Origin of the sequence: Nocardioides salarius, from assembly GCF_016907435.1 — a bacterium.
GTDB classification, from domain to species: domain Bacteria; phylum Actinomycetota; class Actinomycetes; order Propionibacteriales; family Nocardioidaceae; genus Nocardioides; species Nocardioides salarius.
Genome location: NZ_JAFBBZ010000001.1, coordinates 926,941 through 946,558, shown reverse-complemented (window position 1 = coordinate 946,558; position 19,618 = coordinate 926,941). Strand labels below are relative to the sequence as shown.

The 19,618-nt window shown below is 68.6% G+C and carries 19 protein-coding genes and 1 tRNA gene; 10 read left to right on the top strand and 10 right to left on the bottom strand.

The features are described from left to right. Positions 1-38 precede the first annotated feature (38 nt). The 3 genes from JOE61_RS04585 (at position 39) to JOE61_RS04575 (ending at position 1,742) form a co-directional block, all read left to right on the top strand. Positions 39-179 carry a hypothetical protein gene (locus JOE61_RS04585; RefSeq protein WP_193667785.1) on the top strand — a complete coding sequence of 47 codons (141 nt, stop codon included), beginning with the start codon at positions 39-41 and terminating at the stop codon, positions 177-179. Between the two features lie 165 nt (positions 180-344). After that, complete coding sequence (locus JOE61_RS04580; protein ID WP_193667786.1) at positions 345-692, top strand: hypothetical protein; 348 nt, start codon at positions 345-347, stop codon at positions 690-692. A 258-nt stretch (positions 693-950) separates the two neighbouring features. Next, positions 951-1,742, top strand: a complete 792-nt coding sequence (locus tag JOE61_RS04575) for a hypothetical protein (RefSeq protein WP_193667787.1) — start codon at positions 951-953, stop codon at positions 1,740-1,742. A 352-nt stretch (positions 1,743-2,094) separates the two neighbouring features. Here JOE61_RS04575 and JOE61_RS04570 read toward each other — a convergent pair whose 3' ends face one another. The 5 genes from JOE61_RS04570 to JOE61_RS04550 form a co-directional block, all read right to left on the bottom strand. Then, a complete protein-coding gene (locus tag JOE61_RS04570; protein ID WP_193667788.1) occupies positions 2,095-2,337 on the bottom strand; it encodes a hypothetical protein in 243 nt (80 codons plus the stop codon). Positions 2,338-3,034: 697 nt separating this feature from the next. Further along, the gene (locus tag JOE61_RS04565) at positions 3,035-3,475 is read right to left on the bottom strand and encodes a hypothetical protein (protein ID WP_193667789.1); all 441 of its coding nucleotides are present in this window, start codon (positions 3,473-3,475) and stop codon (positions 3,035-3,037) included. A 149-nt stretch (positions 3,476-3,624) separates the two neighbouring features. Next, positions 3,625-3,843 (bottom strand): hypothetical protein, encoded by a 219-nt coding sequence (locus tag JOE61_RS04560; RefSeq protein ID WP_193667790.1) that lies wholly within the window; start codon positions 3,841-3,843, stop codon positions 3,625-3,627. A gap of 457 nt (positions 3,844-4,300) precedes the next feature. Further along, positions 4,301-4,783 carry a hypothetical protein gene (locus JOE61_RS04555; protein WP_193667791.1) on the bottom strand — a complete coding sequence of 161 codons (483 nt, stop codon included), beginning with the start codon at positions 4,781-4,783 and terminating at the stop codon, positions 4,301-4,303. A 167-nt stretch (positions 4,784-4,950) separates the two neighbouring features. Beyond that, complete coding sequence (locus JOE61_RS04550) at positions 4,951-5,496, bottom strand: crossover junction endodeoxyribonuclease RuvC (RefSeq protein ID WP_227491430.1); 546 nt, start codon at positions 5,494-5,496, stop codon at positions 4,951-4,953. Between the two features lie 1,216 nt (positions 5,497-6,712). Here JOE61_RS04550 and JOE61_RS04545 point away from each other — a divergent pair. Further along, positions 6,713-7,174, top strand: coding sequence for a hypothetical protein (locus tag JOE61_RS04545; RefSeq protein ID WP_204797144.1), 462 nt, complete (start codon positions 6,713-6,715; stop codon positions 7,172-7,174). A 91-nt stretch (positions 7,175-7,265) separates the two neighbouring features. Here JOE61_RS04545 and JOE61_RS04540 read toward each other — a convergent pair whose 3' ends face one another. The 3 genes from JOE61_RS04540 to JOE61_RS04530 form a co-directional block, all read right to left on the bottom strand. Beyond that, positions 7,266-8,909: a hypothetical protein gene (locus JOE61_RS04540; RefSeq protein WP_193667794.1), complete on the bottom strand. Its 1,644-nt coding sequence runs from the start codon at positions 8,907-8,909 to the stop codon at positions 7,266-7,268. Positions 8,910-9,170: 261 nt separating this feature from the next. Next, positions 9,171-9,311 (bottom strand): hypothetical protein, encoded by a 141-nt coding sequence (locus JOE61_RS04535; RefSeq protein WP_193667795.1) that lies wholly within the window; start codon positions 9,309-9,311, stop codon positions 9,171-9,173. Positions 9,312-9,626: 315 nt separating this feature from the next. Then, complete coding sequence (locus JOE61_RS04530; protein ID WP_193667796.1) at positions 9,627-9,794, bottom strand: hypothetical protein; 168 nt, start codon at positions 9,792-9,794, stop codon at positions 9,627-9,629. A gap of 1,108 nt (positions 9,795-10,902) precedes the next feature. Here JOE61_RS04530 and JOE61_RS04525 point away from each other — a divergent pair. Continuing rightward, positions 10,903-11,835, top strand: a complete 933-nt coding sequence (locus JOE61_RS04525) for a tyrosine-type recombinase/integrase (protein WP_193667797.1) — start codon at positions 10,903-10,905, stop codon at positions 11,833-11,835. A gap of 117 nt (positions 11,836-11,952) precedes the next feature. On the opposite strand, the gene JOE61_RS04520 is transcribed toward JOE61_RS04525, so the two are convergent. Then, a tRNA-Arg gene (locus tag JOE61_RS04520) sits at positions 11,953-12,026 on the bottom strand. A gap of 139 nt (positions 12,027-12,165) precedes the next feature. Here JOE61_RS04520 and JOE61_RS04515 point away from each other — a divergent pair. From JOE61_RS04515 to JOE61_RS04500, 4 genes are all read left to right on the top strand, one after another. Further along, positions 12,166-13,779 carry a Na+/H+ antiporter NhaC family protein gene (locus JOE61_RS04515; RefSeq protein WP_193667798.1) on the top strand — a complete coding sequence of 538 codons (1,614 nt, stop codon included), beginning with the start codon at positions 12,166-12,168 and terminating at the stop codon, positions 13,777-13,779. Between the two features lie 38 nt (positions 13,780-13,817). Continuing rightward, positions 13,818-14,237: a response regulator gene (locus tag JOE61_RS04510; RefSeq protein ID WP_193667799.1), complete on the top strand. Its 420-nt coding sequence runs from the start codon at positions 13,818-13,820 to the stop codon at positions 14,235-14,237. A gap of 259 nt (positions 14,238-14,496) precedes the next feature. Further along, the gene (locus JOE61_RS04505; RefSeq protein WP_193667800.1) at positions 14,497-15,609 is read left to right on the top strand and encodes a cytochrome P450; all 1,113 of its coding nucleotides are present in this window, start codon (positions 14,497-14,499) and stop codon (positions 15,607-15,609) included. Positions 15,610-15,626: 17 nt separating this feature from the next. Beyond that, positions 15,627-16,967 (top strand): sensor histidine kinase, encoded by a 1,341-nt coding sequence (locus tag JOE61_RS04500; protein WP_193667801.1) that lies wholly within the window; start codon positions 15,627-15,629, stop codon positions 16,965-16,967. A 12-nt stretch (positions 16,968-16,979) separates the two neighbouring features. On the opposite strand, the gene JOE61_RS04495 is transcribed toward JOE61_RS04500, so the two are convergent. Next, entirely contained in the window at positions 16,980-18,401 is a 1,422-nt protein-coding gene (locus JOE61_RS04495; protein ID WP_193667802.1) for an aminopeptidase P family protein, read from the bottom strand. An 82-nt stretch (positions 18,402-18,483) separates the two neighbouring features. Between JOE61_RS04495 and JOE61_RS04490 the strand changes: the two genes are divergently transcribed. Further along, positions 18,484-19,605 carry a PrsW family intramembrane metalloprotease gene (locus tag JOE61_RS04490; RefSeq protein ID WP_193667803.1) on the top strand — a complete coding sequence of 374 codons (1,122 nt, stop codon included), beginning with the start codon at positions 18,484-18,486 and terminating at the stop codon, positions 19,603-19,605. Positions 19,606-19,618 lie beyond the last annotated feature (13 nt).

The window sequence follows — 19,618 nt, the reverse complement described above, 5'->3', positions numbered from 1 at the left end:
GGGTGCGGCGCGGGCACGAATCCGCACACAGCAATGCCATGAGCACCGACCAGCCCCCGCGGATTCTCACCCCGCACCCCGGCCCTGCGGTGCGCCAGGCCGCGCTGGACCTCATCGAGACCGGGAACGTCCCGACCGAGACCTACGACTCCACCTACGGGTGCGCGAACAGCGACTGACCTACCGCCTCAAGACGTTCACCGTCACCGAGGACGGTGGGGACTGCTGCACGGGTAGGTGACGCAGTCCCGACGTCCGCAGGCAGACGTCCAAGTCCATTCTGGCCGCCGCCCAAGCAACTGACGGAGTGACAACTTGCAGGGCCGGTCGTTGAAGGGGGCGTGATGACCAGCAACCGGTCCCTTGTTCTACCCACAGTGCAGCCATCTGGTCTCGGCCCTCAGGCGTGGCTCGTCCGACTGTTGGTCGCATTCATCGTCGTGCCGCTGACCGGCCTCGTCGTGCTCTTCGCCGTATCGATGACCGGATGGGGTTTCCAGACTGATCCGGGCGACCAGCTGAGGCGCGACCTCCCCATGCTCATTGCCAGCGCGATCGCAGGTGCGGGATGCGGTGCTGCCCTCGGCTTCGCGCTGGCTGGACCGCGTCGCGCGCCGATCCTGTTGCTGATGGCCGTGGGCGTGGTCCCTGCCATCCTGAAAGGCTCGGCCTACTTCACGCACAGTTACTAGGCCGAAGCCAGAGCGCACTTCCGCTCACGCCGCGCTACCGTGCGCTCGAAGCGCCCGCTTCTGCCGCGTAGCGTGCGCTCGAAGACGCACGCTTCTGCCGCGATCCGTGCGCTTCGCTACACACCCAAATCGAATCGCACAGGAGGCGCGCGACTGGCGTCGGGTGACAGGCTAGTCAATGCTCTGACGCTCTGATCGACCCAGGCAGGAGGTGCTGATTCTCACCCAACCGGACTTCTCAGTCTCTAGTCTGCACGGGTGCGGACACTGACGAATAGAAGTCCATGGCGAGTCGCCTTTCTCGGTCTGGCGGCCACCTTATCGAGCAGCCTCGTCGGGGTCGCTGGCGGTTTGTCGCCAGCTTCAGCGGATGAGTCGTTCTACGGCGTCGTCGAGGCGCCTCCCAGGGACTATCCCCTGCTCAAGGGCTGCTGGTACTACTCGTTCGATTGGCGCGTGCATATGCCCGACAGTGCTGGCGGCATGTTCCTGTCGGGTCGAGCAGACATGACCGATGATGCTGGCCACGTCGTTGGAGACCCGCTCTACATAGACGGGCTCAGCGAAGGAACCCACGAGAGTCGAGTCTGTTCGTCCAGCGCTGCTCTTGGCTCATACACGTGGGCCGGTGGAAGCCTGCAGTTCTTCTGCACCTCGAACTGCCCGAGCGGCCAGGATAACGCTAGCGAGCATGGGTCCTTCGTCGGCGAGGATGTCGAGTTCATTCGGGCACTCTCGGCGGTGTCAGCGGGTCTGACGACTAGGCAGCCCCGAGCTGGTCGAGTGTTCAGAGTGGACACGAACGTTCTGCAGGGCACGGCCGACTTCGCGGCCCCATATCCCAAGGCTCCCGTGCAACTGCAGTTGCGTAGCAAGAAGGGCTGGCGGGATCTCAAGAGCCTGAATAGACGCACCAATGGTGGTGGAGCTGCGGCCTTCAAGTTGACGGCCGATAGGGGCCGGTACCTGCTACGCGCCGTTGTCGACGACGACGGTATGGAATTGCCAGAGAGTTCTGTAAGCGTCCCCTTCGAGGTTCGAGTCCGCTGATGGCGGCAGTGACGGTTAGGCGTCACAGCCCCGAGGTGTCGCTCGGCGTGCGAGCTTTCACGTGCTCCACTGGGTTGCCCCCCAGTCCCGGCATAGGAGGCATCACCGACTTTTGCGGACAACTAGCGCGCATGCTCGCTCATGCGCCGCGATAGGGAGCCCCGGCTGTCGGGGACAACCCGAAGGTGGACGCCCGTGATGGCGGGACTGAACTTGCCAGGCTCCGAGGAGCGGCGACGGCATGTTCGTTGCAGCCCACAGGTAGGTGAGACGGTCGGTACCGGCTGGGGTGTCGTTCGGGGGTCGTGATGGTCAGGGCGCGCTCGGATACGCTGCGGGGCGGCCTACCTGGCTACGTCAGCAACGACCGGGACTGCACTTTGCCGTTCGCTTGGAGCGTCATGGTGTCCTCGTTGGCCCAGAACCTCCCGAACAGGCGACTCACGAGGCCACCGGTTCGCTTGCTGCGGATGGCCTTCACCGCGAACTCGCGCACCAGGTCGGCCTGGTCACTCGACCACCACGCTGTCAGCCGACGAATCTTCTCGTACATCTCCGCATGTGGAGGCCACTGCTCGCCAGCGGTGTCAGTCATGGGTGTCTCACTTCCGTCGGTGCGCCAACTGGACGGCGCTGATGGTCCGACAGGTCACTAACGACTCATGCGGGGAGCGCCTGGCGCCCAGGCCGGGGCGCGACCCGACCCACCACAGGTCTCGCTTCTAGACGCTTCTCGTACATCGGTACTCGAGCGGCTCGCCAGGTTCGCCCAGGAGGCCTTCGTATCCGTGCAGCGTCGATAGCCTGCGTCCCATGGCTTAGTGGGTAGCGCTCGCTTCTGTCGTCTCCAGCGGGCTCGTTGCCCTCGTTGGGTTGTGGTTGAACTACCGGTCAGGCCGAGACCAACGCCGCCACGAGTCGACGTTGGCCTACGAAGGGCGCGCGTGGAAGAAGAAGAGCGAGTCCCCTCTTCGTGGTTATCGAGGCTGCCCGTGTCCTTCTGGACACGATGAACGCCAGTCCCACACCGTTCGTCGGACAGACCCGGTCGCGCTTGAAGAATGTCTTGTCGAAGAGTGCGAGGAGGTACCGAAGGTTGTCGTGTGCAGCCCGTCGGCGCTGCACTTCCGGCCACCACGCTTCGCGTTCCTGTTCCTCGGCCAAGGTCTGCCCTCGTTGGGCGGCCTTCGCGCGCTTTCGCTCGACTTGTGCCGCTGTAACGTCAATGTTCCCTCTCCATCGAGAAGGCCGCTGCGGTCGGCCAGCAACCGAACCGCGGCGGGTGGACCGGTCTAAACGGTGCACTCGGCAATGAGCGCCGCAAGAGCGTGGCCGGTCGTCGTGTACTCGCTCCAAAGGTCCCTGTGGTCGGTGAGGACCAGGGGGTGCACACCGGAGGCTGTGACGGTCACAGTCCATCGGATGCCCAGGTCGTAGTAGTGGTCAACCGTGTACTCCCATGCCTCGGGCTTGTGCTGCGTCTCGGTCTCGTAGTCGAGGTCGCTGAGCAGTAGCAGGGGCATGGTGTCTTCTACGAGAAGGGCAGCGACGAGACCGTTCGGCCCAGTCTTGAGCGTCGATTGGCTAGCGAACGCCGCAGTGAGTGCCGGGAGGACTGTCCTCGGGTCACCCGTGAGCGAGGCGAGCATGCGGACGAGCGGGCGAAATTCGGTCCGGTTGTGGAAATGGACGGGGGCTGAATTGATGGTCAGGAACGCGGGGGTAGTGGTCATGCACACATTGGACCCCGCCACATGGACAGGTCGTCCCGGACGGCTGGACGTCTACGCCGGGACTGGTGTTAAGCAGCGTCTGCATGGTCGAAGTCGACGGGCTGGGGCACGGGCAGGTCGATGTAGTGCCTCCACTTGCGGCGGCTGGACTACACGGCATACCGGAGCGCGTCGAGGCTATGGTCGTTCTGCTTCACCGGCTCGTCCTTGCCCTTCGCGGATGCCTTCGTGTCGCACACGTAGGAGGTGACCTCGCATAGTAGCGCCACCGCGTCTTCGACGATGAAGAGACAACCCGCTGCCAGCAACGATGCGATGGTCTGGATGCCGGGGGCGACGTTCTTGTCCGGGCTCGCGATGACCTTCACCCCATCGAGGCGTAGTTGCATGCCAGCAGTCCCTTTCGATGGTGCGGTATCCGGTGGCGGGCTGGGCGTCGTTGGTGTCGGAGTACCGGAGTTCCATCGGCGGCTCAAGCACTCGCTGGACGGTCTCCCAGGAGTCGCTGACCCAGATTCAGTCGCCGCGATTGAGGCTCCTGACGGGCGGGTGACGACGGGGCCGTCGTCGGCTAGGTCGACGGGCATGACGTTTGCGGGGTAGGTGATGTAGCCGTCGGCCGGGTCGATGTAGGGGTAGGCGGGGTTCACGGGCGGGCACTAACGAAACCCCTGCGATGGGTGCGGTTGGTACCCGCGGTGGGTGCCGTGGGTACCCGCGGGGCTGAGTGGGATACCCGCGGTGGGTGCCGGGACAGCGACACCCCTACCCGCTGGTGTCAGCGGGTAGGGGCGGCGGGTGATGGTCAGCAGCGGGTGTCGGTGGTCACCATGAGGCCGCTGCCGTAAGGGCTTGGACCTGAGCGAGGACGCTGTTGGCGTGCCCGTGCAACGCCGTCCTACTGAGCCGGTACACCTTCGCGGGCTTGCCGCTGTTCCTTCCATCCAGGTCATCCGAAACGCCCCAGTCGCCAGTTGCCACGAGGATGTGCTGGGAGACGGCCCTGGAGGTGAAGGCACCGATCCGATTGGGAGCAACCTGCCCCCTGAGGAGGGGCCGCAACACGTTGGGGTCAACGATGTCGTCGTGGTCGGCAGCCTGGTCGAGCCCCTGCATGAAGCGTGTCCACTCGTAGTCCACTGAGGGGTGGCCCAGGTCGGCGACGAGGGCGAGGACGTCCTGGGTGGTGCGGTGAATGGGCGACCACCTGGGGGTGGGGGTTGTCATGCCAGGGCGCGTGTTGGCTGCCTGTACTGCTTCGCGGATGCGCTGCTGGCGCTGGTTGATAGGTGCGGTGCTGCTGCTCATTGGTGAACTCGTTTCAAGGAGGCGATGGATTCCGTGGGGGTGGTCTCCTGGCGGGTGGCTCCTCGGGTGCTACATCTCTACATATCGGCGGGCTGGCACGCCGCTTTACTGCTGAGAGCAACTCTCATGAATTCTTTTTCAGGTGACTCTTGGTAGGTCGTAAATACTCATTTGGTCGTCGAGAACCAGAACATTCGAGGTGTCCACATCTGTAGACACTGCGACCTCCTCGGGCGGCTCGGCATCTTCGCGAGAGCGCGAGTGTGTTGAGCGGGTAGCACGAGAGCGTCCGGGTGACCGGCGAGGATGCGGCCGGTCTCTCGCAGCCACAGCGCGTCGACCTGGTTGTCGTCTCGAACCGCCATGCCTAAGTGCTCGGCGAGCGCCTCGCGCATGGAGGCCTTGTCGGCGTTGCCTTTGCCGGTCGCCAACACCTTCAGGCTTGCTGCTGGGACCAACACAAACGGCACACCGGCGTTGACGAGCGCGAGCCGAACAACGCCTTGAACCATCCCAGTGAGCCGTGCGCCCTTGGCGTGCTTGGGGAGGTCTTCGACTACTGCGAGATGCGGCGACGGGGCCACGATGGCAGCCGTGATGCCGTCGTAGATGACGGCTAGCCGGTCGGACTGCCCGGCCTTCGTCCTGAGGGTCCCGTAGGAGGTCAGGCTCGTCGCCCACCCCGTCCCTGTGAGCGACGGGTCAATCCCCATGACCCTCACGGCTGGTCCTCGCAGTTGCAGGCGCCGTGGGTGGCAGGGATGGTGTGGCAGACCGAGCAGGGGGCGGTGGCTGGTGGCACCGGTGCGGGGCGGTCGAGGCATGCCGCGTGGACGGCCGTCCGGTCGCACCAGGTGACGTTGCTGCCGGGGCAGATGGTGTACCCGCACAGGTGGCAGGGGCTCCGGTAGCGGGCCTCCCAGATGGTGCTCATGTGAGGGTCACCAGCCAGACGACCCATAGTGCGCCCATGACGGCGAGGGCGAGGATGCCGCCTTCGAGGACGAAGGCCGTAACGAGGAGGACGCCGAGGAGTGCCCACGAGTAGCGGCCGGGGCGACGCAGGGTCCATGTGAGGCGGTCGGCTGAGGCGGGCCGGGGTCGGGGTTGACGGGGTAGCGGGGGAGGGTAGAGGCCGCGGGTGACGCGCATGGTCATTCACCGTCCTCGGCGGTGGCAGGGTCCCAGGCGGCTGCGTCGACTAGGTCGTAGAACCCGGTGCCGGGGTCGGTCCCGTGCCAGCGGTGCGTCCCGCGGACAACGCGGCCGTCGCCGAGCGATGGCGCGGGCAGCGGGGCAGGCACGGGTGCCGGAGCGGGTTTCGGAGCGGGTGCTGGGGTCGCTCCGGCACCCGCGCGAGCACGAGCACGAGCGCGGTCGTACAGCCATTCTTCGAGGAGGTCGCGGACGATCTCCGAAAGGGGGCGGTCGTCCTCGAAGGCGGCGATTTTGGCGCGTCGTCGTAGGTCGGCGTCGAGGTCAATGGTGTAGCGGCGCAGAGGGCGCGATGGGGTGGTCATATCACTGCTCTAACGAGTGGCACTGCATTGCACGCCAGAACATCTACTGCACTCCTGACAGGGTGCTTTCCGGTGGCCTTTCCGGTGGTCTGGCGAGGGCTACCGAGCACCGCGAGCAGACCCCACCAAGAGGGGTCACCTTTAGTCGCCGAGCGCATCGGCGAGACATTGCAGGTCAGCGGCCTCCCGCCCCTCACGGCTGCGTCATGGTCAGGGTGAGGCGGTAAGTGAGGCCGGGGGAGCGGTGCGCGTAAGGGCGGGGCTTGTCGGCGGTGGGGTCTAGCGTCCCGGTTCCGCTCGACCAGGAGGCATTGCCTTGTCCTACATCGTTACCCGCGCACCCCATGGCAAGGGCGCCCCGGCACCTGTTCCCCCGCTCCGCGAAGACGGTGCCCGCTTCGATTTCGCGATGGCCTACGCCGGGGGCTCTCGCATCTGCTGGGCCGACGACGTCGCGGGCCTGGTGGCTGCTCTCGCTGGTGTCTACGAGTACGAGGCCATGGGTCCGCAGGATGCGCTCGTGGCACGGATCCGCACTGCCATCCGCGCCCAGGTCCTCGTTCAGGCTGAGTGGGTCAGCGAGGCGATGCTGAACGGTGACTTCGGTCGCTGCACCGAGGTCGAGCGTGGCGTGCTCACGGGCCGTCGTGACCGTCAGCCCCGCGGCTGGTCCACCGACCTCCTCGGCCACGACTACTGGAGCGCCCCGGTGCCGCTCGTGCTCGTCACCACCGGCTGGTGGGCCGAGGAGCACCTCATGCCCGTCGGTGAGCCCGGTGCCATCCACTGGCTCAACCCCCTCACCGACGACGACTTGCTCGACTCCATGGAGGACCTCGGGCTCATCACCTGTTGGGCCACGACAGAGTGAATCGGAACGGAGATAGCGCAGCGGTGGCACAAGCGACGAACGCCTCGGCAGCCGTCTGACTCCGGCTGCCGAGGCGTTGTCAGGTCTCAGGTCACAACTCCATTGGCTCACCGTTCTCGTCGAGATAGGTGCTCGCGTCGGTGTAGGAAAGCGTCTTCTCGAATGCGGCCTGGTCTGCTGCTCGGCGCCGGTCCTCTGCCGTCGTTCTCTGCGGGGTGCTCCATCCGCCCATGAAGTAGGCGCGCCGTTCTTCGGGAGTACCTCCGCCTCGGCACATCCGGACCCACTTGTCGCGTGCGGCCTCCTTATCTGCCTCCTCCGCGCGGGCGCCGGTCGTCGCGGGAGGGGTCGTGGGCGACTGTTCGACCCGTGACCGCCACGCGCCGCTGACAGAGACGCTGGGGGCTTCCTGATAGGTCAGCCAGGCGCTGTATGCCTCGGGGGTCCAGCCGCCTTCGTAGCGGGCTGAGAGCGCCTCTGTGCGGGCGTCCACGTCGCGTGCGGTCAGTGCTAGACGTCGATGGTTGCTGGTGTCCGTGACGCCTGCGATGACGGCCAGGAGCCATGTCTCGAAGGTAGTCGTGGCGTGGGTGGCTGTGGGGGCTGCGGCGGTGTCCGGGCGGGTTCCGGTGAGAGCCGTGACCATGCTCGGGTTGCCACACAGTGTGTTCGCCTCAGAGGGAGGGAACTGCTTCTTCGATTTCTCTTCTTCCTTCCCTCCTGTCTTGGCCTTGGCGGTGATGGGGTCGGTCGTCTCGCTCGCTTCGGCGGTGTGCGCAGCCGGGGACTGGGAGGGAAGCAATGCTTCAGAAGCATTGGTAATGGAAGGAGAGTGCTCAGTTTCAGGGGGGGTCCCCTGCTCAGTTTCAGGGGGGGTCCCCTGCTCAGTTTCGAGGGGGGTCCCCTGCTCACTTTCCGGGGGGGTCTGGGGGGCAGCCTTGAGGACCGGAGCCTTCGACCAGTCGACGGTAACGCGGTAGGCGTCGTGCCCGTCGTCCTCGCGGAAGGCGCGCTCCCAGGTAACCCAGTCGGCGTCGGCGCAGACGCGCTGGACGACCGCGAACGCGCGGCGGTAGGTGACGAGGCTGATACCGGCCTTCTCGGCAACCCACTTGGCCGCCACGGGGAGGCCCATGTAGGTCTCGGTGCTCGTGTAGACGACGCCCTTGACCTCGTAGGTGGCGGTTAGGAGCCACGCGGCGAGCCACACGAGCACGAACTTGGTGTCCTGGCCGTAACGAGGCCCGGTCGGTGCGTCCGCGGCCCACCGGTACTCCCAGAAGACGCCGAGCGGAATTCGGATGCTGTCCTCGGCGGCGGTGCGGTCGATGTGAACCTGCGCGGCCTGTCCGGGGCTCCACGTCACAGCCTTTTTAGCGAGCAGCCCGCCCTTGACGTAGTTGGCGAGGATTCGACTCACCGGCTTCGGCTTCTCGCTGAGAATGCCGCACCGGGCGTTGATGTGTTTCGCCCTCCAGGTGAGGTTGCCCGTGGCGTTGCCAGCCAGGTCGAGTGCGGCGGCGTAGCGGAGCATGCAGTCGGCACGGACGCCGTGCCCACCGGCAGCGGCCTTCGGAAGCCAGACAGACTCGCGCTCGATGGCCTTCTTCAACTCGGCGGGCTTGGCGTCGGGGCCGACGACGTCTGCGAACGTCGTGTCAGGAGCTGGGGCTTTGACAAGGCTGATGGTCGGCTCGTCGGTGGAGAGGATCTCGGTGGACGGCAAAGCAGACATGGGGGGGTTCTCGTTTCGTCGGCGAAGTCCGTTGATTAGGCGGACTGGGATGTTGCTAGTGAGGCTTATCGGCTCGCTGAGGTCGTGCCTGTACAGCGCGATGCCAGATGCTTCGAAAAAGTTCTAACGAAAGGTGCAGCGAGTCGCGCCTTGGTCCGATAGAAAGAAGAAGCAGCGCATCGGGTCGAGGTCCTCGTTTCCCTCCCCGACGCGAACGGCCCCCGGCTGATTACCGGGGGCCGCTGCCATTCTCTGGGGGACTTATTCGATGAGTGTCCGCATGTAATGGAGGACACCGTGCTCGTCGACGGTGCCGTCGGTCATATCGACGACCCAGTACCGGCCGTCACGGGTCCGCTCCACATAGACGTCTTCATCGTCGCGGTTGCGTGTCTTGCTCATTGTTGGGTCCTGTCGGTGAGGTCGTCGGCTGCGTGTTGTGCGGAGGTGGCGAGGCGGGCGAGGAGGCGCGCTCCGCCGTCGCGGCGCACCATGAGGGCGCGTGAGCCGATGCTGTCGCTGATGTCGAGTACGTGCTGCTCGATGAGGACCTCAATCGCGACTGCAGGGACGCGGGCAGTTCGCGAGACGTGCTCGCCGAGCGCTTCAGCCAGCCGGGCGGACAGGTCGCGGATGTGAGCGGTGAGGGGTCGTCACTGGCAAGGTCGCGCACGTCGGGAGCGGCGGCCTGCGAGGTGGAGTAGATGGCGGTGATGGTCACGCTGCAATGCCGTTCTCGTAGATGCGGACCGTGTGGCCGGAACGGTCCTCGTGGCGGTGAGCACGCTCGCGGGCTTCTGTCCAGGTGTCGGTGCCACCGAGGTCGCCGTCTTCGCAGCGTGGGCATTCGACGGTGTACCAGGGGGCGGCAATCTGGCTGGTCATTGGGTTGTGCCTTTCGGTGGGGTGTTTGGGTGTATCGGCTGGTTGGTGTTGCGATTTGAGCGCCGGTTCCGCCGAACTCTTTTCGCATACATCGCGTCAATTCATGGCCGGTTTTCGGTGCTACATGCATTATTCTAAGGCGTTCTGAGGGAAAACAAGGAGTTTGACAAATCTTTCTCCGTGGTACGTTGCCTTTTCTTGCTTGACGCTATGTATGCAATTGCTTGTCAATTCGTATACATATAGGAGTGGGTTGTCGGCGGTCCCGACTAACCTGCGAACAACGCAGCAGGATCCGTTAGGAAGAGGCCATGACCGCCACCGCACGCACCCCCGTCGCCGACCTCCCCGACGTCATGACTTACGCCGACCTCTCTGCCTTCACCGGCATCACCGTCGGCGCCCTGCACACACGCGCACACGCAGGTGCCCTGCCCGCACCCGACGGCCGAATGGGCGCGACCCCGTACTGGATGCGGGAGACCATCCAGCGGTGGGCTCCCGGCGGGCAGGTCCCCAGGCAGCCCCGAAGCGACCGCGGCGTCCCCCGCGGCCCGCGACGACGAACAGCCGCCTGAGCGGCTCGGACAGACTGAGGCCCGGCATCCAGCGCAGGCGGCGCGTCTTCGGGGGGAGTGATGTCGGGCCTCTCCACGTCGAGCGCGTGTCCGAACAGTCCGCCGGTGTCGGCGGTCCTTGACATCATGAATGCATGCCCACGAGGAGAGTCGCAGCCCGCCAGCGCGAGCGCACCGGGTCCGTCGCCCCCATCCGCCCCGGCTCCACCCGCTGGGGCGTCCGCGTTACCGAAAGCGACGGCAGCCGCCACCGGCTCCGCGGTGGCCCTTGGGAATCCGAAGAGGAAGCACGTCAAGCGCTCATCCGTTGGCAAGCGCAACGTCTCGACGGCGACCAGGCTCGCGCAGCGCTCCGCCTCACCCCCCTCAAGACCGTCTACCTGCGCAGCATCGAAGACCTACGCGGTGGGCTCGACGAGTCTCGGGACCGACGTTTCTTCTACAGAGGAGCCATCACAGGTGAAGCCGGTATCTGGCGGCAGGTCCCAGACCCCGGCCCCCGCAGCCCTCAGCGGACACGCTCCGAATGGGTGACCCCGGTCCCCGGCCGCATCATCCTCGGCGACCGCCCAATTGGCGAGATCACCATCGAAGCCGTCGAAGAATGGGCACGCGCCTGCCGCCGCACCGGCATGAAGCCAGCATCGGTGCAGAAATGGGGTCGTCACCTCTCCCAGTGCATGGCATGGGCGGTCGCACGCGGCTACATCCCCACCAACCCAGTCGACGGCGCCGTCCTCGTACCCCGCGGGTCCGTGGCCGACACCCGGCCGAAGAGGTACTTCCTCACCCTGCGCGAGATGATCCGCCTCGCTGAGACCACGCCCATCGAGTCCCGCACGCTCATGGAGACATTGCTGTGGAGCGGCTGCCGCCAAGGCGAGATCCGCGCGATCAGCCCCGGTGACCTCATCCACCAGCCCGGCGCCATGCTCGCCATCCGCCACTCAATCTCCGACAACGGTGGCGCTCCCACCCTCGGGCCGACCAAAACGCGGGGATCTCGCCGCAGGGTTGCGATCCCGCGAGGCCTCATGATCGACCTGGGAGAAGATGCGGCCCACACCGGCGTGCAAGGCGAGCCGCTGTTTCGGTCTCCGGCATCCAGGTCGTGGATGCGCGGCGACGACCTCAACACCTGGTGGCGCGAACAGTGCAACGCCGCGGGGCTCGTCGGCGACCCCAACGACCGTCACGAAGGACGACGCAAGCCACCCACCCCGCACGACGCCCGAGCCACCGGCGCCTCACTACTCCTAGCGGCGGGGGCCGGGGTCCCCGAAGTTCAGGCATGGCTCGGCCACACCACGCCCGAAATGACCCTCCGCCTCTACACCGAAGTCGAGGAGTGGGGTGCAGAGGACCCGATCCTCCGGGCCTGTCGCGCGGAGGGCCTGACCGTCGCCGAGATCCTCGACCGTGTCTACGAGGAAGCCTGGCGCGTGTACGGCCAGCAGTCCTAAGAGGACTGCCTAATGACCCGTTACGGACGCCAACGGACACACAACGACGATCAATGCTCCCTGAGCCAAAGTAGCCTCTGGCCTGTCTGTGCAGGTCAGAGGCTATTTTGGTCCCGGCGCCCCCGGCAGGACTCGAACCTGCGACCGGCGGATTAGAAGGCCGCTGCTCTATCCAGCTGAGCTACGGAGGCGAGGGGCCGCTGGGCCCCGCGCAAGCCTAGCGGCGACCGGGCCGGGACGGGTCCGCGGTGCTCGCGCCGGTGCGCCAGGGTGGGCGCGGGCGGTCCTCCGCGGGGGTAGCGTGGTGCTCCCCGCCAGGAGGAGAGCCCCGTGGTCGAGTCGTACGAGTTCCTGACACTGCTCCCGCCGCTGCTGGCGATCGGTCTGGTGGTGGCCACCCGCAAGGTGCTGCTGTCCCTGGGGCTGGGGGTGATCAGCGCCGCGTTCCTGGTGGCCGACGGGTCCCCGTGGGGCACCGTCGAGCTGGTCGCGAGCGCGTTCGCGGAGATCTTCTGGGTCGACGGAGGCCTCAACACCACCTACGTCTACATCCTCGTCTTCACCCTCACCCTCGGGGTCATCACCGCGTTCATCCTGATGTCCGGCGGCACCAAGGCCTTCGCCGACTGGGCGCAGGAACGCATCAGGACGCGCCGCGGCGCGGTGGTGCTGCCCGCCCTGCTGGGCATGGCGATCTTCATCGACGACTACTTCAACGCCCTCACCGTCGGCCAGGTGACCCGGCCGGTCACCGACCGCTTCCGCGTCTCGCGCGCCAAGCTGACCTACCTCGTGGACTCGACCTCGGCGCCCGTCGCGGTGCTCGTGCCGTTCTCCAGCTGGGGCGCCTACATCCTCGGGGTCATCGGGCCGATCGTGGACGAGTCGTCGCTCGCCATGAGCGACGTGAGCGCGTTCCTGCGCGCCGCCGGTGCCAACTACTACGCCTACGCCGCGCTGCTGATGGTCGCGCTCGTCGCCCTGCTCGGCGTCGACATCGGCCCGATGCGCGGGGAGGAGCGGCGCGCGCTCGTCGAGGGGGAGACCTACGACAGCGACGACGACATCCCGGGCCAGCTCTCGCAGGACCTGCCCGTGCACCGACCCGGCGCCAAGCGGGCCCTGGTCGTCCCCTTCGGCCTGCTCGTCCTGGGAGTGCTGGGCGGGATCGTGGTGACCGGTCGTCGCGGGTCGGGCTCGTGGTCGCCCATCGACGTGCTCGCCGAGACCGACGTGACCCTCTCGCTGCTCGTCGGTGGCGCGCTGGGCCTGCTGGCCTCGATCTACTACTACGCCCGCGACACCTCCTCGAACCCCAAGTTCGGGCGGAGCACCTTCGGTCGTGGCTGGCTCGAGGGCCTGCGGTCGATGTGGCCGGCCGTCAGCATCCTGCTGCTGGCCTGGATGCTCGGGTCCCTCATCGCCGCGCTCGGCACCGGCGACTTCCTCGGCGGCCTCGTCGAGGACTCCTCGATCTCGGCGTCCTGGCTGATCCCGACCGTCTTCCTGCTCGCGGGCGCGATGGCCTTCGCCACCGGCACCTCCTGGGGGTCGTTCGGCCTCCTGCTGCCCATCGCCGGCGGCATCGTCAACGCCCTCGACGCCCCCGAGCTGCTGCTGCCCGCGCTCGGCGCGGTGCTGGCCGGTGCGGTGGCGGGCGACCACGCCTCCCCGATCTCCGACACCACGATCCTCAGCTCGACCGGTGCCGGCTGCAACGTGATCACCCACGTCACCACGCAGCTGCCGTACGTCGTCATCTCGGTGGTCGCCGCCACGCTCGGCTACGTCACGGTCGCGCTGGTCGGGTCGGTGCTCGCCGGCTTCGCCGTGACCATCGTGGCGGGCGCAGCCGTCCTGCTGGTCGCGCACCGGGTGGCCGGTCGCCTCGAGGACGACGTCGAGGCGGGGGCCGGGGGAGCGACCCGGGCGGCTTCGGCGTGAACCCCTGCGGCGCGCGTAAAGATCGCTAGGCTCCTGACGTGGATGCGTCGCAGGGCTCGGGGACTGGCGCCACCTCCCCCGACGGGGCCGGGTGGCGCTTCCTGGTCGTCGACGACCAGGAGGACATCCGAGACATCATGGTGCGGATGCTGACCCGGTTGGGGCACAGCGCCGACGAGGCCGAGGACGGCCAGCACGCCGTCGAGGTGCTCGCGGCCGCGCCGTACGACGTGATGTTCCTCGACCTCTCCATGCCCCGGATGAGCGGCGAGGAGGTGGTGCGCTGGCTGCGGGCGCACCCCGACGTGGCTCCCGACCTGCGGGTCGTGGTCGTCAGCGCGTGGGCCGGCGACAAGCGTCCGACCCTGCACGAGCTCGGGGTCGACGCCGTGCTGCCCAAGCCCTTCCGCAAGCAGCAGCTGCTCGACCTGCTCGAGGAGCTCGCCCAGCCCCGCTGAGGCGGTAAGGACTGAAGGGTGGTCGTGGGTGCGAGTAAATGATTTTGATGGTCGCCGAGGCTGCGCGCTCACTATGCTGACCGCAGCCGCCGGGGAGGGACCGTGCGGTGGTTCTCGGGACTGTCATGTCACCGCACCACCAAGGGAGGAACATCCATGTTGAAGCTCATCCAGAAGCGGCGCGTCGCGCGCCAGGTCGCCGCCATGTACGGCTGGCGTCCGGGCCGCTGAGCGCGCCCACCACCAGAGTCGCGGGCGGATGACGTCTGCGCTCGAGCACGGCACCGAGGACACCCCAGGTCGTCTCGGTGCCGTGCTGCGTGCGGCGGGGAACGACCGGCCCCGCGCCCTGGGCCGCCACGGCCCTTGGGTAGCCACCACTCTGGACCAGGCCCGGACCGTCCTCACCGACCCCGCCACCTACGACTTCCCTGTCGACGTGAGTCGGCGCGCGGTGCGGCGCGCGGAGATGCGCGGCCGCTCGCCGCACGGGGTCGTCGCGCCGCTGTCCCACGAACGAGCGGCCGGGGCCGCCGTCGTGCTGCGCACCGAGCTCGACCTGGAGCTCGCGCGCACCGCCGGTGCCCAGCACGACGCCATGGCCCTGCTCCGCAGGCCGGTGGCGCGCTCGACGACAGCGGCCACGCTCCCGGCCCTCGCAGCAGCCGATCGCGACCGGGTCGCCGACGCGGTGCTCGACTGGGTCGACGCCCTGGGTCCGGTCATCGCGAGCCCTCGGCCGCTGCCTGCCTGGTCGCGCGCACGCCGCAGCGAGGACGGCGCGCGCCACCGGCTCGAGACCCTCCTGGACCAGCTGGGCGCAGCCGAGCCGCCGGGCACCGCCACGGTGCTGGCCGCCGGCACCCAGGTGCCGGTGGCCGCAGGGGCCTGGTTGCTCGTCGGGCTGGCCGAGCGCCCCGAGGTTCAGGACCGCCTGCACACCGGCGGCCTGGCACCGGTCCAGGTGGTCTGGGAGGTCTTGCGGGTCGCCCCGCCGACGTGGGTCACCGCGCGGGTGACCCGCCGCGAGACGACCCTAGCCGGCGTCCGGCTGCCCGAGGGCGGCGTCGTCCTGGTCAGCCCCTTGCTGCTGGGCCGGCTTGCCGATCTCGTTCCGGCGGGGGAGTGCGACCGCGGTGCCGAGCGCGTGGTCCTCGACCCGGGACGATGGGACGACGCGACCGCCCGCCCCGGCGCGTGGCTGCCCTTCGGGGCCGGCCCGCACGCCTGTCCGGGGCGCACGGTGGGCCTGGCGCAGCTCACGGAGCTGACGTCGTGGGCGGCTGCTCACCGCCTCGACCTGGTATCGCCTGCGTACGTGGACCAGTCCCGCGGTATCTTTCCTCGACCCGCGCTGGTCGAGATCTCGTGAGCGTGGAGGGGGGAGGGATGAGCGTGATGAGGGCGGGCCTGCAGGTGGTCCCCGCGTCGGCACGCCCCAGCGCCGCCGCCGTCCGGTTGGCTCAGGACGTGCTGCGCGCGGAGGTCGAGGTCGACGAGGCACTCGAGCGTCTGGCCGAGCACGCCCTCACCGATCCGCGCGTCGGTGCGGTCGCGGTCGCCCTGACGACCTTCAGCCCCGCCGACGAGAGCTCGTGGGTGCACCTGGGGGCTCGGGCCTGGCTGCGGCAGTGGCGGCGACCCGGCTCGGCCTGCACGGTCTTGCCCGGGCCTGACGCCGGACCACAGGACGCGCTGACCATGCCGTGGATCTCCGAGCAGTCCAGGCGGCACGTCGCAGTGCTGGCCGACGTCGACCTGCTGCCGCCGGAGGCGGCGCAGGACGCCCGCGAGCTGGCCCGTTGCTCCATCCACTCCTGCATGACCCACGCCCTGCTGAGCGGCGCCAGCATGTTCGGCAGCCTCTCGGTCGGCAGCGAGGAGACCGGCCCCTGGTCCGAGGTGCTCGTGGCCGACGTGCGCCTGCTCAGCGCCGCCCTCACCTCGCGGATGTCGGCGGAGGCGGCTCGGCGGTCCCTCGCCGATGCGATCGTGCGCGGCGACCAGGTCAGCGCTGTGCAGCAGCAGTTCTTCGCCGCCACCGGCCACGAGCTGCGCACCCCTCTCAGCGCGATCCTTGGCTTCGCGGAGGTGCTGCAGAGCGAAGCCGAGGACCTCGCCGGTGTCGAGGACGTGGAGCGGCTGGCTGATTTCGTCACCCAGGTCCACAAGGACGCAGGCATCATCGTCGGCGCCGGCGAGCAGCTGCTGGCGATCGTGGAGGACCTCCTCAGCACCGCCCGGCTGCTCGGTGACGGCGGGCGCGAGACCGTGGTGGTCGCCGAGGCGGTCCAGGACGTCGTCCACTGGGTGCGTACCCCGGCAGCAACGGCGGAGGTCCTGGTGGGCGCCGACGTCGACCCCGCCCTGGTCGTCGCGGCCACCCCGGCCGGGGTGCGCCAGGTGCTGACGAACCTGGTCGGGAACGCGGTCGCCCACAACCGGCGCGGCGGCAGCGTCACCATCACCGCCACCAGCACGAGCGGGGAGGGGGGCGAGGCCCGGGTGCGGATCAGCGTCAAGGACACCGGGCCCGGCCTGACGCCGCGCCAGCTGAGCCAGGTCTTCGAGCCGTTCGTCCGCTTCGCCGAGCCCGGGGTCCGCGGCACCGGGCTGGGCCTGTCGCTGGCGCGCTCCGTGGCCGAGCGCGACGGCGGCCGGCTGGGCGTCGACTCCCGGCCGGGCGAGGGATCGACCTTCTGGATCGACCTGCCTGCCCCGCTCGGCTGAGAGCCGGTCGGCTCAGAGGCGGGAGCCCATCCAGGCCTCGACGTCGTCCGCGCTGCGCGGCAGCGCCGCCGAGAGGTTGCGGTGCCCGTCGGAGGTGACCAGCACGTCGTCCTCGATGCGGATGCCGATGCCGCGCAGCTCCTCGGGGACCAGCAGGTCGTCCTCCTGGAAGTACAGGCCCGGCTCGACGGTGAGGACCATGCCCTCGACGAGGGTGCCCTTGGCGTAGGACTCGGGAGCGGCCGCGCCGCAGTCGTGCACGTCCATGCCGAGCATGTGGCTGGTGCCGTGCAGGGTCCACCGGGCGTAGACCTTGCTGTCGGGGTCGAGGGCCTGGGCCGCGGGCACGGGCAGCAGCCCCATGTCCTCGAGGCCGTGTGCGAGCACGGTCATCGAGGCGGTGTGCACGTCGGCGAACGGGGTGCCCGGCCGCACCGCCTGGATGCCGGCCTCCTGCGCGGCGAGCACGAGGTCGTAGAGCTCGCGCTGCGTAGCGGTGTAGGTGCCGTCGACCGGCAGCGTGCGGGTCACGTCGGCGGTGTAGAGGTTGTGCCCCTCGACGCCCATGTCGAGCAGCACCAGCTCGCCGGGCGTGATCGGCCCCGAGTTCTCGATCCAGTGCAGGGTCGTGGCGTGCTTGCCGCCACCGACGATCGAGTCGTAGCCGATGTCGTTGCCCATCGCCCGGGCGCGGCGGAAGAAGGTGCCCTCGATCCAGCGCTCGCCGTACTTGAGCACGTTGGCCCAGTCGGAGACGGAGTCCTCGAAGCCGAGGGTGGTGGCGTCGCAGGCCTCCTGCAGCTGCGCGACCTCCCAGTCGTCCTTGACCAGCCGCATCTCCGAGGCCACCCGGGCCAGCTCGGCGTCGAGCCCGGCGTCGGCACCGACCAGGCGGTCGACGTGGGGGGAGACCCCCCGGTGGACCCGGGTCTTGGGCCCGGTGACCGCGAGGTCCTCGGCGAGCCGGTCGACGTGACGCACCTCGATGCCCAGGGAGTCGGAGATCTCGCGCGCCGAGGGGCGGCGCCCGGCCCACAGCTCGCCGTACTGGCGGTCACGGAAGAACTCGTCGGTGTCGCGGTCCGAGCGCGGGCGTGCGTAGAGCACCGCCTCACCGTCGGTGAGCACCAGCACGGCGTCGCTGGTCAGGTTGCCGGTGAAGTAGGTGTGCGCGGTGTCGCTGCGGAAGCGGTAGTCGGTGTCGTTGGAGCGCACCTTGTAGGTGCCGGCCGGCAGCACCAGCCGCTCGCCGGCGAAGGCCTCGGCCAGGCGGGCGCGCCGCTGCGCAGCGAGCTCGGCCACGGGATGGCGCGGCAGGTCCAGCTCGCGCTCGCCCCAGCCGGTGCGCATGAGCTCGGAGTAGGCCGCAGGCACGGCGGGGTCGTGCGACTCGGTCTTGGGCTCGGTCGACTCCGGGGTGCTCTGCTCGCTCATGCCCGTCATGCTACGTCGGCCGCTCACGCCCGGCGATGCCGCGCGGCCGCCCCGGCGCCTGCTGCCGATAGGCTCTGCTGCCATGGTGCCGGCCCGTCGAGACAACGTCGTCTTCACGGCCGTCGTCACCGGGCTGGTCGTGCTCGGCGCGCTGCCGATCCTGCTGGTCGTGGCCCTGTCCGGAGGGCCGGGCACGCTCGTGCTGGCCACCGCCCTCGCAGCGCTGCCGGTGGGGCCGCTGGTCGCGTGCTACCTGTGGCTCGACCGCTACGAGCCCGAGCCCCGGTCGCTGCTGCTCCTGGGGCTCCTGTGGGGCGGGTTCGTGGCCACCGCGGCGGCCCTGCTGGTCCAGGGCCTCGGCGGCTTCTTCGTCGGGGTCACCGAGGCCGCCAGCCTGGCCGTGGTCGCCCCGGTCACCGAGGAGCTGTCCAAGGGCGCCTTCCTCGTGCTGCTGCTGTGGTGGCGCCGGGCCGAGCTCGACGGTGTCCTCGACGGCATCGTGTACGCCGGGATGGTGGGCATCGGCTTCGCGTTCGTGGAGAACGTCCTCTACCTCGCGGCGGCGTACAACGGGACCGACGGGATGGGGCCGGGTGGCACCGAGGCCCTGACGGCCACCTTCGTGGTGCGCTGCCTCTTCAGCCCGTTCGCGCACCCGTTCTTCACCACCTTCATCGGCATCGGCGTGGGCCTGGCCGTCGGGTCGCGCTCACCGGCGGTGCGGGTGCTGGCCCCCCTGGCGGGCTACGTGCTCGCCGTGCTCGCCCACGGGCTGTGGAACGGCTCGACGATCTACGGCATGGGCAGCTTCGTCGCGGTCTACGTGGTGCTGATGTTCCCCGCGCTGGTGGGCCTGTTCGCCATCGCCGTGTGGGCCCGGCGCTCGGAGCGCCTGATGCTCGCGGCCGCGCTCGGCGACGCGGCCCGGCAGGGCCTGCTCCCGGCGACCGACATCGGCTGGGTGGTGGACCTCGGGGCGCGCCGCCGAGCGCGTGCCCATGCCCGCCAGCTGGGTGGTGCCGCGGGGGAGCGGGCCATGCGTGACTACCAGCAAGCGGTGATCGAGCTCGGGTTCCTGCATCATCGCTACCTGCGGGGCACTCCTCCGCCAGACTTCGCACTCCGAGGACAGCACTACGTCGCCCGCATCCGCGCCGTACGACCGTCCATCGCCTTTCCCGGACAGGTGGTTCCGACCCGATGACAGCCCCGCACGA

Coding starts and splice junctions, on each gene's coding strand:
- JOE61_RS04505 (WP_193667800.1), top strand. CDS start 14,497: ATGACGTCTGCGCTCGAGCACGGCACCGAGGACACCCCAGGTCGTCTC.
- JOE61_RS04550 (WP_227491430.1), bottom strand. CDS start 5,496: ATGGGGATTGACCCGTCGCTCACAGGGACGGGGTGGGCGACGAGCCTG.
- JOE61_RS04565 (WP_193667789.1), bottom strand. CDS start 3,475: ATGACCACTACCCCCGCGTTCCTGACCATCAATTCAGCCCCCGTCCAT.
- JOE61_RS04580 (WP_193667786.1), top strand. CDS start 345: ATGACCAGCAACCGGTCCCTTGTTCTACCCACAGTGCAGCCATCTGGT.
- JOE61_RS04555 (WP_193667791.1), bottom strand. CDS start 4,783: ATGAGCAGCAGCACCGCACCTATCAACCAGCGCCAGCAGCGCATCCGC.
- JOE61_RS04530 (WP_193667796.1), bottom strand. CDS start 9,794: ATGACCAGCCAGATTGCCGCCCCCTGGTACACCGTCGAATGCCCACGC.
- JOE61_RS04570 (WP_193667788.1), bottom strand. CDS start 2,337: ATGACTGACACCGCTGGCGAGCAGTGGCCTCCACATGCGGAGATGTAC.
- JOE61_RS04495 (WP_193667802.1), bottom strand. CDS start 18,401: ATGAGCGAGCAGAGCACCCCGGAGTCGACCGAGCCCAAGACCGAGTCG.
- JOE61_RS04490 (WP_193667803.1), top strand. CDS start 18,484: ATGGTGCCGGCCCGTCGAGACAACGTCGTCTTCACGGCCGTCGTCACC.
- JOE61_RS04585 (WP_193667785.1), top strand. CDS start 39: ATGAGCACCGACCAGCCCCCGCGGATTCTCACCCCGCACCCCGGCCCT.
- JOE61_RS04540 (WP_193667794.1), bottom strand. CDS start 8,909: ATGTCTGCTTTGCCGTCCACCGAGATCCTCTCCACCGACGAGCCGACC.
- JOE61_RS04545 (WP_204797144.1), top strand. CDS start 6,713: ATGGCCTACGCCGGGGGCTCTCGCATCTGCTGGGCCGACGACGTCGCG.
- JOE61_RS04500 (WP_193667801.1), top strand. CDS start 15,627: ATGAGCGTGATGAGGGCGGGCCTGCAGGTGGTCCCCGCGTCGGCACGC.
- JOE61_RS04535 (WP_193667795.1), bottom strand. CDS start 9,311: ATGAGCAAGACACGCAACCGCGACGATGAAGACGTCTATGTGGAGCGG.